At 40.7% G+C, this 15,685-nt stretch carries 12 protein-coding genes; 10 read left to right on the forward strand and 2 right to left on the reverse strand.

The window, feature by feature from the left end:
* Positions 1 to 103 precede the first annotated feature (103 nt).
* From bfr (L1077_RS10335) to L1077_RS10370, 8 genes are all read left to right on the forward strand, one after another.
* A complete protein-coding gene (bfr, locus tag L1077_RS10335) occupies positions 104 to 574 on the forward strand; it encodes a bacterioferritin (protein WP_063362616.1) in 471 nt (156 codons plus the stop codon).
* Between the two features lie 3 nt (positions 575 to 577).
* Positions 578 to 1,069: a bacterioferritin gene (gene bfr / locus L1077_RS10340; protein WP_063362615.1), complete on the forward strand. Its 492-nt coding sequence runs from the start codon at positions 578 to 580 to the stop codon at positions 1,067 to 1,069.
* Positions 1,070 to 1,258: 189 nt separating this feature from the next.
* On the forward strand, positions 1,259 to 1,858 hold the full coding sequence (locus tag L1077_RS10345; protein ID WP_237136770.1) for a TetR/AcrR family transcriptional regulator: 600 nt from the start codon (positions 1,259 to 1,261) through the stop codon (positions 1,856 to 1,858).
* Positions 1,848 to 2,690: an alpha/beta hydrolase family protein gene (locus L1077_RS10350; RefSeq protein WP_237136771.1), complete on the forward strand. Its 843-nt coding sequence runs from the start codon at positions 1,848 to 1,850 to the stop codon at positions 2,688 to 2,690. Before L1077_RS10345 ends, L1077_RS10350 begins: the two co-directional genes overlap by 11 nt.
* Positions 2,691 to 2,764: 74 nt before the next feature.
* Complete coding sequence (locus L1077_RS10355; RefSeq protein ID WP_237136772.1) at positions 2,765 to 3,982, forward strand: ABC transporter substrate-binding protein; 1,218 nt, start codon at positions 2,765 to 2,767, stop codon at positions 3,980 to 3,982.
* A gap of 26 nt (positions 3,983 to 4,008) precedes the next feature.
* The gene (locus L1077_RS10360) at positions 4,009 to 7,299 is read left to right on the forward strand and encodes a response regulator (RefSeq protein WP_237136773.1); all 3,291 of its coding nucleotides are present in this window, start codon (positions 4,009 to 4,011) and stop codon (positions 7,297 to 7,299) included.
* 68 nt (positions 7,300 to 7,367) lie between these two features.
* Complete coding sequence (locus L1077_RS10365) at positions 7,368 to 9,536, forward strand: exonuclease domain-containing protein (protein ID WP_237136774.1); 2,169 nt, start codon at positions 7,368 to 7,370, stop codon at positions 9,534 to 9,536.
* Between the two features lie 94 nt (positions 9,537 to 9,630).
* Positions 9,631 to 9,963, forward strand: coding sequence for a DUF1294 domain-containing protein (locus L1077_RS10370; RefSeq protein ID WP_237136775.1), 333 nt, complete (start codon positions 9,631 to 9,633; stop codon positions 9,961 to 9,963).
* Positions 9,964 to 10,057: 94 nt separating this feature from the next.
* Here L1077_RS10370 and L1077_RS10375 read toward each other — a convergent pair whose 3' ends face one another.
* Positions 10,058 to 12,175 carry a cation:dicarboxylate symporter family transporter gene (locus L1077_RS10375; RefSeq protein WP_440589543.1) on the reverse strand — a complete coding sequence of 706 codons (2,118 nt, stop codon included), beginning with the start codon at positions 12,173 to 12,175 and terminating at the stop codon, positions 10,058 to 10,060.
* A gap of 247 nt (positions 12,176 to 12,422) precedes the next feature.
* Positions 12,423 to 12,908: a malate synthase gene (locus L1077_RS10380; RefSeq protein ID WP_237136777.1), complete on the reverse strand. Its 486-nt coding sequence runs from the start codon at positions 12,906 to 12,908 to the stop codon at positions 12,423 to 12,425.
* A 265-nt stretch (positions 12,909 to 13,173) separates the two neighbouring features.
* On the opposite strand from L1077_RS10380, the gene L1077_RS10385 reads away from it, so the two are divergent.
* On the forward strand, positions 13,174 to 14,676 hold the full coding sequence (locus L1077_RS10385; protein ID WP_237136778.1) for a DUF3612 domain-containing protein: 1,503 nt from the start codon (positions 13,174 to 13,176) through the stop codon (positions 14,674 to 14,676).
* A gap of 42 nt (positions 14,677 to 14,718) precedes the next feature.
* The gene (locus tag L1077_RS10390) at positions 14,719 to 15,543 is read left to right on the forward strand and encodes a substrate-binding periplasmic protein (protein ID WP_237136779.1); all 825 of its coding nucleotides are present in this window, start codon (positions 14,719 to 14,721) and stop codon (positions 15,541 to 15,543) included.
* The last annotated feature ends 142 nt before the right edge of the window (positions 15,544 to 15,685 follow it).

Raw genomic sequence — 15,685 nt, forward strand, 5'->3', positions numbered from 1 at the left:
AAGGATATTAAAACTTTTTTGTTATTTTCATTTAGTCTTGCCAAGTACGAATATTGGACTAGTGTTAAATAGCGTCTAACTGATTTTGCCACTAGGGGGCCCTATGAAGGGTAGTAAGCAAGTAATTGTCACTTTGAACAAAATTTTGACACTCGAACTCACGTCAATTAACCAATATTTTTTACATGCACGTATGTACAAAAACTGGGGACTTGAAGAGTTAAACGAAAAAGCCTACAAAAAATCAATCAAGGATATGAAGCAAGCAGATGATTTGATTGAGCGCATTTTATTTTTAGAAGGCTTACCGAATTTACAGCATCTTGAAAAGTTACGCATTGGTGAGCACACCGAAGAAATGCTCAGCTGCGACCTTGCTTTTGAGCATGAGCAGTTACCAGCACTACGCGAAGCCATTGATTTGTGCGAGAAAGAGCAAGATTACGTCAGTAGAGAGTTACTCGAAGAAATCTTAGAGTATGAAGAAGAGTATGTGGACTGGCTCGAAACTCAAGACTTCTTAATTAAGAATACGGGTATTGAAAACTATCTTCAATCACAGATAGAGGATTAAATTATGCAAGGTTCCAAAAAAGTTATCGACTTGCTAAATAAGCAACTCACCCTTGAACTCAGTTCAATGGATCAATATTTAGCACACTCCAAAATGTATGAAGATTGGGGAATGGCGCGTTTGCATGACAAATTGTCTCATGAATATGAAGAAGAGTTGGATCATGCTAAACGTATTACTGAGCGGATTTTATTTTTAGAGGGAACACCTGATACGGCTTCACGTGCGCCTATCAACGTAGGCAGTAATGTAAAAGAAATGCTCGAAAATGATTTAGCCGCCGAAGTAGTGGTGAAAGATCATCTGAAAAAGGTCATTGCCGTATGTGAAGAAGAGCAAGATTACGTAACAAGAGAAATTTTAGAAGCCTTGCTTGATGACACAGAAATGGATCATATCTACTGGTTAGAACAGCACCTTGGCCTGATAGATTTAATTGGTATTCAAAACTACATCCAAAGCCAAATGAGTGGAGATGCAGGATCTGGCAGCTAACGTGGGTTAGCATGTTAAGCAAAATAAAAGAGCGCGATATGCGCTCTTTTTTTGTGTCGTTAATTTTTTGTTTTTTAAGTGGTTTTAGAATAGTCCCTCTAAACTGAGAAAAGACCACATTAAATAAACCTTGATCTCCCTAGAGTATTGATTAATATAAAACGAACGTTCGTTCTTTTTTTGCGTATTATGGGTAAAGGTAAACAAACTAAACAGCAAATTTTAGCCAAAGGCTTGGCATTGGCGTCTGAAACTGGCCTAAATGATCTGACAATTGGCATGTTGGCTACTGCATCAGGTATGTCTAAATCTGGGCTGTTTGGTCATTTTAACTCTAAAGAAACTATGCAGTTAAATGTACTTGAATATGCATCTGACTTATTTAAAGAGCATGTCATTTTAGCGTGTGATAAAGATTCGAGGGGCTTGGCAAAGTTAAACCAGCTTTGTCAAAACTGGCTTAATTGGTATAAGCCAGATGCGGCAACGTGTATTTTTATCAATGCTGCGGCGGAGTTTGATGACCAACCTGGCGCGCTTAGGGAGCACATCCAAGCCACGTTAAAAAACTGGCTAAGCTACTTACAACATATAGTCTCGCAAGCCATTCAAGATGGCGACTTTAATTCAGACACTTGTCCAAAACAGTTTGTGTTCGAACTGTATTCTTTATATCTCGGAAGTCAAAATCTGCGCTGGTTATCATTTGAAGATGATGAGCGTAGTCGTTTTCAAACAGGGTTTAATGCTTTGTTAGATAAATATGGAGCCAAAACGCATGAGCAGTAAAATATACTTTTCTGACAAGAATAAAAAATCAATGAGCTTCCATGTGACTAGAGGGGTGTCGAGTTTAATGGCCAAATTCGCACCTAAAATGAGCTTAAACGCGACTCGAAAATTACTGTTAACACCAGCAGCTGGGCGTAAAGAGGTCGCAGTACCACAGCAGATGAGTCGCCATAAACTTGACACACCCTATGGTGCGCTAAACTTGGTAGAAGGTGGAGAAGGTCCAAGACTTGTTTTCACCCATGGTTGGTCTGGCGGCGTGAGTCAATTTTATCCATTGATGCAAAAAGTCATTGATGAAGGGTTTTCTGTGGTGGGCTTTGACCATTTTGGACATGGAAAAAGTGCTGGCAAGTTTGCAAATTTACCTCTGTTCATTAAAGGGCTCAAACATGTTTTAGCTGAGTATGAAGATGAACAAATTAGGGGCATAGTGAGTCATTCCATGGGCACAATTAGCGCAGTAAATGCAACTTGTGATGCCAAACACGTCATGATTGCGCCTACATTTGATTTTTACAATTCATTTCAGGAGCGTATTTACTCGACAGGGATAACCGATAAACTGGTGGATCGACTACTTAATGAAGTAGAGACAGAGCATGATATGGTATTTAAGTCCCTGCAAGCAGAAAATCACTTGGCTAAGCAATCACAGCTTTTAATGGTTCATGATAAGGAAGATAAATATGCGCCATACCAGCATACTTTGGCTCAGGTTGAGAAACACAGCCATGCCAGTTTACATAGTACACAAGGTCAAGGCCACGGTAGGGTTATAAACAGTCCACAGACTTGGCAAGCGATTAGACAATTAATTGATATTTAATACTTTGATGGAATTGTAATTCATAGGCAAGATAGACTAACTTTATAGTAGCTAAAAATAATTGATTAGTGCTTATGTTCAAATACTGTTGCGCCGTGCTCTTTGTCGTGTTGTCGACTTGCTTATTTGCAAAAGAAAAAAGCTTACCTGAATTACATATTTATCATGATTCAGACTATAGTACCCATCGACAGTCAGCTGTTGCGATAAAAATGGGTTTTTTGACTGCGTTAGATGAAGTAGACAACCAAGCGCAAGGTTTTAAAATTAAACTGTTATCTCGAGACCATCGTGGTAACAGTAATCGCAGCTTTTTGAACTTTAAGCGTTTTTTGAAAGATCCATCTGGGCTGTTTGTGCTGGGTGGTCTACATTCTCCCCCTTACATAAAATACCGAGAGTTTATCAATACCAACCAAATCCCACTTTTGGTACCTTGGGCAGCAGGTGGCCCTATCACACGTTATGATGAGGGTGAAAATTGGGTATTTCGCCTGTCTGTGGATGACACCAAAGCGGGTATTAAGCTCGTGGAATTTGCTAATCAACGCGCGTGCAAAAACCCTCACCTTTTCTTAGAAAGAACGCCTTGGGGGAAATCAAATTATAAATCAATTGGTAAAGCTTTGGGTAACCCAGAGGCAACGGTGACTTGGTTTGATTGGGGCATGAAGGAAAGCAGTGCAAAAATTCACATCAGAGAAATGGTCGCAAAAGACAGTGATTGTATTTTGTTTGTTGGTAATGCCATTGAAGGCAAGCAACTGGTCTCAGCGATGGCTGACTATCCAAAGGAACAACGAATTCCAATTATTAGTCACTGGGGAATCACGGGCGGGGACTTTTTTCAGCAGGCGAAAGTAGATCTTGCATCAGGCATAGATTTACATTTTATCCAAAGTTGTTTCTCATTTCAGCAGCGCCCGTTATCTGGGCAAGCAGGTAAAGTGTGGAACAATGCTAAACGCATGTTTTCTGATGAATTTGCAGAGCGTGACTTTTTATTTGCGCCTACCGGATTCATCCATGGTTATGATTTAGCAAAAGTTGCGTTAGCGGCTATCGAGCAAATAAAATTAACCGGTGATATGTCTAAAGACAGAGCTGCATTTAGAAGTGCCCTTGAGCAACTTGATAAGCCTGTTAAAGGGCTTATCAAAACTTACCAAAACCCTTATTCTAAGTGGAGTAAACAAAATCCAGACGCCCATGAGGCCTTAGGAATAGGCGATTTATGCATGGCATACTTTGAGTCTAACGGCAGTACCAAAGTGCTGGTGGGTAATTCATGATCCGCTGGCTGAATAAGGTATTTAGCATGTCCTCAGACAGGGCTTTTTATGCCTTTTTGTTATGTAGCCTAGTCTTATCAATTGTTATTAGTTTGTCTTTGGTTGGTACTCGAGCGGATAGCTCAGTGAAAGAGCTTCAACTGCAAGCAAGACAAACCGAAGCAAAGTTGGCGGTTAGTAACCTTGGTCAGTTTGTGTCAACACGTCTTATCTTATTAAAGGATTTAGCCAAAATCCCAATGCTTTCAAATGCAGTGATGGGCAGTGATATATCGCGCGCTTCGCTGTCTGATTTTTTAAAAGATTATAAGGTGCTGGGCGGGCATGTACCTTTGCACCTGTACAATGTGCTTTCTGAGCCGGTTTTTACAAACTCACCTCTATACAGTGGAAAATTTAGTCGTGAACCGTGGCTGGATCAGATGTTATTGGGTGAGCTTGGTCAAGCGATTGTCTTAAAACAAGAAGAGCAACAGTTCAAGTTTATTTTGGCTGTGCCCATAGAATACAACGGTTTTACGGAAGGAGTACTGATCTCTGAATTTAAAACCGACCTAGCCTCGCTTTTGGCCATCGACATGAGGCAAAGTGAATTAGTGGTTGAGCTTGCTGGTCAATGGGTTGAGTACAGCAATGCTGAGGAGGGTTTAGAGTATTTGCAGCTGTTCGAAAGCCGCTTACCAGATACAGATATAGAGATAAAATTCTTTATTGACCAACAGATCATTCAAAATAGCGTAAACACCTTTATTTTAGCCATCGCAAAAGCGGTTGTGATTAGTTTGTTATTGTCTTTCCTTTTGCTGTTTTTCTTTGGGCGCCAACTATTGCTAAACCCATTTAAGCAATTACAGCTGTCTCAGAAAGAGACTCAAAAAAGTGAAGAGCGATTTAAATTAGCAATCAAAGGCAGTAATGACGGGATTTGGGATTGGGACATAGAAAAGGGTAGTATGTTTTACTCACCCAGATTTAGAGAGCTGTTGGGCTATAGTGCTAATGATGTTAACGGGTTTCCTGATGTGTTTGATAGTTTGGAGCGAGCTATCCACCCAAAAGATAAAACCCATACATTTGGGGCGTTGAATACGCATTTGGAAAGCGGAGATGTGTTTGACGTTGAGTTTAGAATGCGTAATCAAAACGGTGACTTTAGATTTTATCGTTCAAAGGGTTTGGCGCTTCGTAATGAGCAAAATAAAGCAGTGCGTATGTCGGGCTCACTGACCGATATCACTGATCAAAAAATGTATCAAGAAGCACTTAAAAAAGCGAAAGAGCATAATGACTTATTAGCTTATGCGATTGAGTCGTGTGATGTCGGTATTGTGATCACAGATGCTTATAAAAAAGACATGCCTTTGAGCTTTATCAACTCAGCCTTTAAGCGAATTACTGGGTATGATGAATCAGTTATTGGTAAAAACTGCCGATTCTTACAAGGTGAGCAAACATCGAGTTCTGCAGTCGAAGCAATCCGTGAAGCGATAAAGCTACAGCAACCGCATAGAGAAAAAATACTGAATTATCGCAAAGACGGCGAGCCATTTTGGAACAATATGCACATTGGTCCTGTGTTGGATGAAAACAAAAAATTGATCGCATATGTGGGTATTTTGCAAGATGTGACAGAGCAAATTCGTCAACAAAAAGCATTGGCAGATGCGAAAGTCCAAGCTGAGCAAGCGAGCGAAGCGAAAAGTGCCTTCTTGGCATCGATGAGTCACGAGATCCGCACCCCGATGAATGGGGTGTTGGGTATGCTTAACTTAATGATGAATAGTCCACTCGATGATGAACAAAAGCATCGTGCACGGCTTGCGATGAATAGTGCTAATTCGTTGCTTAACCTAATCAATGACATATTAGATTTCTCCAAAGTTGATGCTGGGAAGCTAGAGCTTGAGTTACTTGATTTTGATTTACGAGAACTGTTTGGTGATTTCTCAGAATCTGCTGCATTGCAAGCTCAAAGCAAAGGTATCGAGCTCATTTTAGATATCGTAAAGGTCGACAGCTCAGTAGTAAAAGGTGACCCAAGCCGTTTGCGACAGGTATTATCTAATCTTGTAGGCAATGCGATTAAATTTACTGATGAAGGCGAAATCATTATTCGTGCCGAACTTAATAAAGTAGACGACAAGCTTCGTTTAGACTGTTCTATTATTGACTCTGGTATAGGCATACCGTTATCAAAGCAACATAAATTATTTGAAACCTTCTCCCAAGTAGATTCATCTACCACAAGAAAATATGGCGGTACGGGCTTAGGTTTATCGATTGTTAAAAAGCTCTGTGAATTGATGGGCGGTAGTATTGGAGTGAAAAGTGAAGAGGGCTCTGGCAGTGAGTTTTACTTCTCTATTAGCTTAGGAATAGGTGAGCAAAATAACCGACCAATGCCCAAATTTGATATCAGCAAATTAGAGCTATTAATCGTCGATGATAATCAAACAAACCGTACTGTACTTCGAGAGCAATTGGAAATTTGGGGCGCCTCTGTGACTGAGGCTTCGTCTGCTATAGAAGCGCTTTCTCAATGCGAATCACGACTAAAAGACCCAAGTAAAACCTTATTTGATATTGCCTTATTAGACATGCAGATGCCTGTGATGGATGGCGCAAAGCTTGGCGCTGAGATGCAGGCTGATCCTAGGCTGAGCAGTATTAAGCTGATTATGATGACATCTATGGGACATCAAGGAGATGCGGCATATTTTGCAAAACGAGGGTTCTCTGGGTATTTCCCTAAACCAGCCACTACAACAGACTTACACAATGCATTATCGGTAGTAGGAGAAGATGGTGAAGCGCTTGCCAATGCAAAACCGATTGTTACTTCTCATTATTTGAAATCGTTTAAAGACAATGATGCGTCTGAGCCCGTTGTTTGGGATCCAAAACCCCGTTTATTACTGGCTGAAGATAACCACGTAAATCAAATAGTTACAACAAGCATGCTGAAAAAGCTTGGTATTGAGTTTGTTGACGTTGTGACTAATGGCCAAGAAGCGATTAACACATTGCGTCACTGCCAACACTCAAAACCCTATGATTTGGTGCTCATGGACTGTCAAATGCCTGAAATGGATGGGTATGAGGCGACAGGTTTAATTAGGCAAGGACAAGCAGGGCATAGTAACCAAGAGATCAAAATTATTGCGCTTACTGCAAACGCAATGAGTGGCGATGAGAAAAAATGCCGAGATGCCGGAATGGATGATTATTTAACAAAGCCAATTCAACCTGGGACCTTGTTACAATGTCTGAAAGCGCATTTGAGTACACAAACTGCGCGCTCTGATTTAACAGAGTAAAAAATGAATGGCTATCTAGCGGGAATTTTGGCATATTTGAGTACTGTTTAAATATACAGGCTCTAATTTTGAAAACACTGCCCGAAAAATATTATCTCACGCACTTTTTTGAGCTGCTTGATTACTTAACGCAAACCAGCTGGGATTTGTTAAGTGATAAGCAGCGAGAGAAAATTAATGAGTTTAAGCGCCTTTCGCAAGATGCGCAGTGTTTATTAGTTCGGGTGATCAATCGAAAGCGTGATTTTGTGTGCGATACTGATCTCGTTTACGATGAAATCACAGACTATGATCAGGCTTATCAAACGCTAAAAACATGTGGCTGGATAAGTCATGCAACATCCAATTCCGAGCTTGAAGGCTTAATTTCAGAACTGAACAAAACCCAGCTCATTGCCCTTGTGAAAACCCATACTTTTGATGAACCACCTGTAAAATCCGCAAAAAAAGCACAGTGGCTTGACTATACGTTATCTCAGATAGAGGGTATCCACCCTGCATCAGCTATCTTTCAAGAATACTTTTTTTCGCCTTTCAAAGCGGATTTCTCCTATTTTTTGTTTTTATTTTTTGGAAAGTTAGGTGGTGCACTGTCGCAGTTTTCGATGCGAGATTTAGGGGTGATGCAAACGCAAAATCAAAGAGAGCAGGGCAATGCACATTTTGAACACCGAGAAGAAGCACTCAGTGCTTACCAATATTGTAATTTGTACAGCGAGCTAAAATTATTGCCGTCTAATTCTTTGATAGAGCATGCACGGAAATTAGTGTCAGGGGAATACACTTCCCCAGAGGGCCAGTTAGCAAAAGTAAAATACGACCATCTCTGTTATAAGTTAGCAAACCTAGTTGCCAGTGAAGATTCAGATTTAAGCGCCGCTTTACTGACGTTAAGTGCTCACCCTAAGGCGCAAGAAAAATATATCCGCCAACTGTACGCACAAGGTCAGCATGACAAGTGTAAAGAGTTGATTGAGCAGATACTTGACGCGCCCGGTGACGAGCAACTGCTGTTTTTTGCTGAGGACTTCTACCGACTTAAATTTACCCAATCCCGTACTTCACTACTGACAGATATGTTAAGAGGCAGTGGTGCGCCGATCGCACTGGATGAAGCTTATGTCGGATACGTTGAACAAGGCTTAGTTGAGTATTATGGTCGCTCAGAGGTTCAAGCTTATCACTGTGAAAATAAGCTTTGGCGCACCTTATTTTGTTTAAGTTTTTGGCATGAGTTGTTTGAAGACTCAAGAAATGCGTTTTCAAATGAGTTTGAGCGCACACCCAAGTGCATTAAAGATAACTATTTTTATCAAGTGTTTGAGGTGGAAATAGAGCAGCGTTTAAGTACGTTTTCGAGTAATTCACAGTTATTAAATTGGTTAGTTAAGCAAGCGTCAGAAAAGTTTGGTTCTCACAATCGTTTGATGCATTGGCATCCTGATGGACTTGCTCAGCTTTTTGAATTTGCAAAACACGCGCCTCTTGATGCTGTGTGTAAGCATCTTCGTGCTATGAGTAAAGATTTCAATGGGCTCAAAGACGGCTACCCCGACCTGATGCTTTGCCAAAATTCAGTTAAGTTTGTTGAAGTGAAAGCGCCTGGCGATAGTCTTCGTCGTAACCAGCTGATCACGATTAAAAAACTGATTGAGTCTGGCTTTGATGTATCCGTTCAAACCGTTCAGTGGCAAGTTCAGCCAGATCAACCTTATGTCATTGTAGATATAGAGACAACAGGGGGTAAAAAAGAGCATGATAAAATCACCGAGATTGCCATGATTAAAGTGCTCAATGGTAAAATTGTTGGACAGTGGCATAGCCTGATTAACCCACAACGGCGAATACCGCGTTACATCACTGAGCTTACAGGAATAGACAATGACATGGTGAGTGATGCCCCTATTTTTAGTGAAGTGATTGATGACATTGATGCTTTCAGCCAGCAGGCCATTTTTGTTGCGCACAATGTGAATTTTGATTTTGGCTTTATAAAAGCGGAATTTGCCCGTCAAGAACGATATTTTAAACGTGCGAAGTTATGTACAGTCCAATTGGGCCGCAAGTGGCTTCCTGGCCATGCCTCTTACTCGCTGGGTAAAATCTGTCAGGATTTAGGGATTGCATTAAACGGTCATCACCGAGCCTTAAACGACGCAATGGCAACCGTTGAGTTGTTTAACTTAATTAATCAAAAACGACTCAGTGATAATCCACAAGAGACAAAAGGCGGTTAATAAATGTCACAATTTGACTTTAGCTTGTGTAAGCAAAGAGAGGGATACATTGTTTAATACTTTAGTGATGTTTATCAGCAAATGTGGGGTTGCAGTGTCTTTAATTGCCCTTGCTATGCTATTTATACCAATACTGGGCAATAACATGACCTTGCTATTGATTGTGATTGGCGCGCTTATATTGTTAAACATACTAATGTGTGTGGTTTTTTATAAAGATAAATCAAGTGCTAAGAAAGAGGCGCAAAGGGTACCAGAAAAGACACTCATTTTGTTGTCTGCTTTAGCGCTACACAGTACAACGCATTTAGTGATGCATTTTACCCGACATAAAACCAATAAAGTGTCGTTTCAAGTTAAACTGCTAATGGCGATTGCTATTCAATTTACGCTGAGTGTAATTGGCTTTGTGCACATTTATGTATGAAGCTAAGTGACCTGTTTAACTTGTATTCAATCATGCAATAAAACGCCAGTAAGGTGACAAACTTAACTTACTGGCGTTGTTTATTATGGGTACTTTACTGTTCTGTCAGCTCGTCAAACAATGACCAACGGTGCTCTTTAACTTGCGTACCTTTACCTAAGATCCAATAATCATAATTGCTTTTTATAGTGCCTTTGCTTTGTTGAATAGACAGCCAGGTATTGACGTAATTAAGAATATCTACATTGCGTTTCGCTACCGCAAAGCCAACAGGATATTTAAGCTCCGCACCATTTGGCACAACTACACCGTATTCAGGATAGAACATGCTCCATGCAAAGCCGGCTTCAGCACTAATCACTAAGGCATCAAAGTCACTACTTTGTTCAAAAAAGGACTGGTGATTACCAAGTTGTTTGACCTTAATATGCTGATATTGTCTTGCCACATCGCGCATCAGTGGTTGATACTCGACATGAGCAAGGCTAAGACCGTCTTTATTCAGTAGCTGATCTTTTGACGCAAACTCTTTGAGCCTGTGATCTTTGGCAACCAAGGCCAATTGCAGCTCCATAACCGGATTTGTAAAGCGAACACGGCTTAAGTCCAAAACGCTCATTTCAAGGCCTGACATAGCGATGTCAAAGTAGCCTTTGTTGAGATACTCAGCCAGTTGATGCTTTTTAAAAGGGATAAACTCAACCTTAACTTGTAAGTCAGATGCTAACTTATGTGCTAATCCAATATCGAAACCAACTAGCTCACCTTTTTGATTGAAATAACTAAACGGCACATTGTCGACTAGGTAGCCAACCCGCAATAAATTACGTTTTTGGATAATATCAATATTGGTGAGTGAGAGTTCACCGCTCTGATATGCCTTTGGCACATGATTTAATACATCGCTTGGCACTTGATCTGATACCACCATGTTTGCAATCACATCGTCTGCGCCTTTGGTGCTTTTTGCCAAATAGTTATTGGCGGTAAAACTCAATACCATAAATGCAGGCAGGAACACTGAAAGAAGCGCTAGATAGTATAAAGAGCGGATGCGTTTGAGGTGCAACTGTTTTTTGTTGTAAAAAATACACAGCAAGGTAACCGCGAAAATATATACAACAGTAGTTGGAGAGACCACTTTAGCCGTTAAAACGGACATAGATAAATACAATTGATAGCTGTCCGCTGGGATTTTTAAACTATCAAGCATATAAGGAATCGCAATGTGGACGTTTGCAAAGTAGCTCAGCATTGCTGAGAGTGTGACATTTGGAATTTGCTCTAACGAAATAGGATTCCCGGTCAACCAGGCTGCAAAGGTGACAAACATTAAGGTTGTGAGTTTACCTAAACTTGGGAAGGTGTACGCAATAGGCACTAAGACCTCGGCAATATGATCAGACTCTTCATCACTGCGTTTTATTTTTTGTAAGTGTGCTTTAATACCTTCAGTGATCACTGGCAGTACAATAAACACGTTACCTGTACTAAATGCCGTTATCCACGCATTGCGCATGACTTTTATCAGATCTCGATATTTCACGGGTGTGAGCGCTGCGACCAGCATAGGAAGCAGAGCAAACATGAGATAAAAGCCCAAGCAAATGACCAACACTAAGTATATTTGCAAGTTGCTAAGCTCTTCTTGACCGATAGTACCCGCAGTGCTGGCAGTCATAGAGAAGATCCCGATTGGAAAAAATTTGATGACCTTTTTCGACATCACAGTCAAGCCTTGACCGACCACCTCAAGTACATCTAATAATTGATTTTTTCTGCCATTAGGTATGAGCGCTAAACCTAATGCGATGCAAAATATGACCAATGCAGGCACGTTGCCATCTGCCATTGAAGCAAAGGGGTTTGATGGAATATATTGCTGTACAAAATTTACTTCGGGCGCTTGTGCGACGAGGGCGGGGGAGAAGAAAGTACCCGCGTCATGGCTTGGTAAAGTTAAGGTAAAGCACCAAATAACGGCAAGGCCAATAACCCAAAGTGCAACCATGGTAATGGCGGCTTTGGCTAAGACCGTTTTGACCTGATCAGAACTGAATTTACCGAGTCCGACAACAAGACTGACTACGATATAAGGAAATATGGTGATTTGCATTAGGCTGACAAAGCCTTCGCCAATGGGTTTTAAAAATGCTACACGTTCACCAAAAATGAGCCCAGTGGCAATACCGAGGATCAATGCCCACAGCATCCAGTTCATGCTTTTAATCCAATCGAATACTCTATTCATTGTTACCCGCCGCAGTTAAATAGGTGCGCGATTATATTGAGGTTAGCTGAAATTAATCTGAATGCATGAAATGAAATAAAACAAATGCTTTGTAAGCTATGAAAAAATATAGATTTGATGTGAGTAAGTATTCACAAAAGGCCGCAAATTTTCGCCGCGGCCAGGGTAAAAATGCATGAAGAATAAATTGTGAAATTTACGGAAGGTTTTAGATTTCGTAATCTTCACCATTTTTGCTGCGATAGCATTTGCAGCGAGATTCATCGAGTAAAGTGTGCTGAACGCCATCGATAAAGCTCATCCATAACTTGGTGTGCTGACGGTTTTGCGTATCAATGGAGCTAAACGGTGTTTCGTACTGTACATCATTAATATGAGCTTTGTCGTACTTGCCATTCTCTCCCGCGATGTTAAAGCTGAGTTCGATGTGCAGGCCATCGTCTTTTTGCAGCAAAATAGTCGTGGGCTCTTCTTTATGACCACACAGCGCTACAAATTGCTTGGTATTTTTTAATCCACAGTGTTGCCCATCTTCAAAAAAGACCATTAGGTGATTGTAATAAACAACATAAGCACTAACTTGTGTATGTGAACCAAACTCAAGCGGACAGTGTTGATCTAAAAATTGCTTTGCAATTACGAGCTTTTGACATTCTTCACTTAGTGGTGGTGTTGTTTGAAGTTGTGCTTTCATTGATGTATCCCCAGTTACCGAAATTAAATTGTTGTGAACGTTATGGTTGTCTCATAACGTGCGCTGATTAATTGACTACAATTTCAGTGTATAAAAAATTATCAATAAATTTCACAAAAAGAATTTTACAGTGTAAATTTTACAAAATCTGGTCTGACCTCTTGTTGTAAAATGGCCGAGTTTATGCTCTTTTATATCATGCACATGTTCAAAAACAGTCGTAAATATTGATGAAAGTCGCTTAAATTAGAAGGGTTGGTATTAAATGAAAAAAACATCAGAACTGATGCGTAAGTCTCACTTTCTTGGTACCAAGATCCGCAACTTACGAAAGCGTAATCATTTGACGCTTGAGGATCTCTCTGCTCGTTGTATTCGTGTAGACCCTCAGACCGCGCCTTCAGTTTCATATTTATCCATGATTGAGAGAGGGAAACGTACGCCAAGTAGTGAGATGTTAGAGAATTTTTCTGAAGTCTTTCAAAAGCCGCTAGCTTGGTTTTTAGATACGGACCCTGAGCCTGACGCAATTACCCCACAAAAAGGACGTTCTGGTGGAATTGAGGGGATGGCACTAGAGCCTAATTTCTTATTTTCTAATGATATTTTACAAATAGCGATACCAGAGATGTTATCTCAGACAGGGATCAGTGGCAGACAGTTTGCGCATTTATTAATCCGAGCGCATCAAGAACATCATCAAAATCACTTTCCGGACCTTGAGCGTGCAGCAGATGAAGTGGGTGGTAAAAATCTATATTTAACGGTTGATGACCTTTTGCAATTGATAAAAAAACACGGTCTAGAGATTAAATGGTTTGATAAAGTACCTAACGAAGTGATGGATGATAGCGGCCATGTATTCAATCACCTCATTACATCTTATTTTAGCGAACCGAATGTGGTTCATCTGAATAGAGCGTTAGAGAAAAATCCGGCCCGATTAAAATACGACTTAGCCGTGCATATAGGACATAGTGTATTGCACGAGCTGGAAGGCTTGCGCTGCGTTTTACGTACAGGTGGGTTTAATACGGCAGTATTACCAGCTACTGACACCACGCCAAACGCACAAGATATTTTGACGGCTTGGCATGACTTTGAATCTAGTTTCTTTGCTGGGGCGCTGCTTTGCCCGAAGGTTGCGTATCGACAGTTATTAGATTCTTATGGTTATGAAATTGATATTCATCAGCAATTGAATATATCGCCATCAGTCGCCATGCGTCGCATGACAGTGGTGTCACCTTATCCACACTGGCATTATTTTGATGCTTACTTACCAGGCAAGTTAAAGGCTGTGTATCGAGGAAACGGTATTCCATTGCCTTGGGGGAATATGCGCAGTGTGGAAGACCCCTGTCAACACTGGGCTGTGTTTAGAAAGTTTGTAGCGCAATCTCATCACTCAAGTGCACAATTATCAATTCTAAACGTTAATGGTAAGCCTCACTTATATTGCTGCGAGTCTCTCAAGGTCAATGATCTGGTTGAAAATGCACATGTGTTGTGTGCAGGTATAGATTTGAACCCCGCGATAGACGCGCAAGGTATGAATGCTGACGAGGTTGTTCAAGAACTTCAGGCGTTGTGTATCAAGCAAGGAGGGGCGAGTGTGGTGCCATGGCATTTGAAAAAACAACTTATGAGCGTGGCAAAAATCCTCAATATTAACTGGATAGAGCGTGGCATTAATAATGATGTAAGGGTAATTTGCACACGAGGGACAGCATGTCCAAGGCAGCCAAGCTGTTATGAGACTAATTAATGTATATACTGTTATTGAAAGCGATAATAGAGCAATAAAAGATTGAACAGAACATCACTGAATAAACGTGGTATTAAGTTTCATATTGTATGTATGTATTTACATACTTTAATGATAAGCAGTATAAGCTATGCGCAATCAGAATGTGATAAGACGCTACGAGTAAGCACCAGCGGTAATTGGCCACCATACTCTCAGCGCATTGATGGACAATATGTGGGTCTTGAAGTTGAGATTGTCGAGCTTGTATTACGTGAGGCTGGTTTTTGTTGGCAATACGTGGAATTACCCTCCTCAAGTCGCGCATTTAAACAGTTTCAAGAGAACCAAGTAGATATTATTCCTGCCGCAAGCTTTACGCAGTCTAGGCGTAAATATGCTGAGTTTAGCCTACCTTATCGGCAAGAGGTGATGCAGTTGTTTACGCATACTAACAATATGCGTGAGTTTGGTACGCCAAAAAATGTAAGTACATCTGATTTGCAGCTCAACTTTGGTGACAACCTTATCGCTGTAAGTCGTGGCAGTGTGTATGGACCGCATTTTGCTAATTTTCGTCGGTTATGTGAAGACTGCGTTGTTGAAACGAATTTTGCGGACGAGCGTTTTAATCTAGTTAAAAAAGAGCGCGTTGAGTATGCTGTGGAAGATTATTTAACGGGGGCGTATTTACTACAAAAACCTGAATACGAAGGTATGGTTAAGCCCACCTCGATACGAATATATGAAAACCCAATCCATTATATGTTGCGCCCTGGTATGTTGACTGAAAAGCAGCTTCAACGACTCAACCTTGCGATCATAAAAAATAGCAGTCGTATTGAAAACATCATTGATACATATAAAAATGCTTATTACAGGGAGTAAATCTTGTCGTAAGGCACATGTTGTATTGATTTTTACCCATACGGAGGCTTAGGCTTCGTTATGAATCATTAAGTTCGTATTTGAACTTTAGCCGGTGGTGGAAAGAGTGGGCTCGATAGCAAAGAATGGTTTTTTTGGCATA

Origin of the sequence: Pseudoalteromonas luteoviolacea, from assembly GCF_021654285.1 — a bacterium.
In the GTDB taxonomy this organism is placed as follows: domain Bacteria; phylum Pseudomonadota; class Gammaproteobacteria; order Enterobacterales; family Alteromonadaceae; genus Pseudoalteromonas; species Pseudoalteromonas luteoviolacea_J.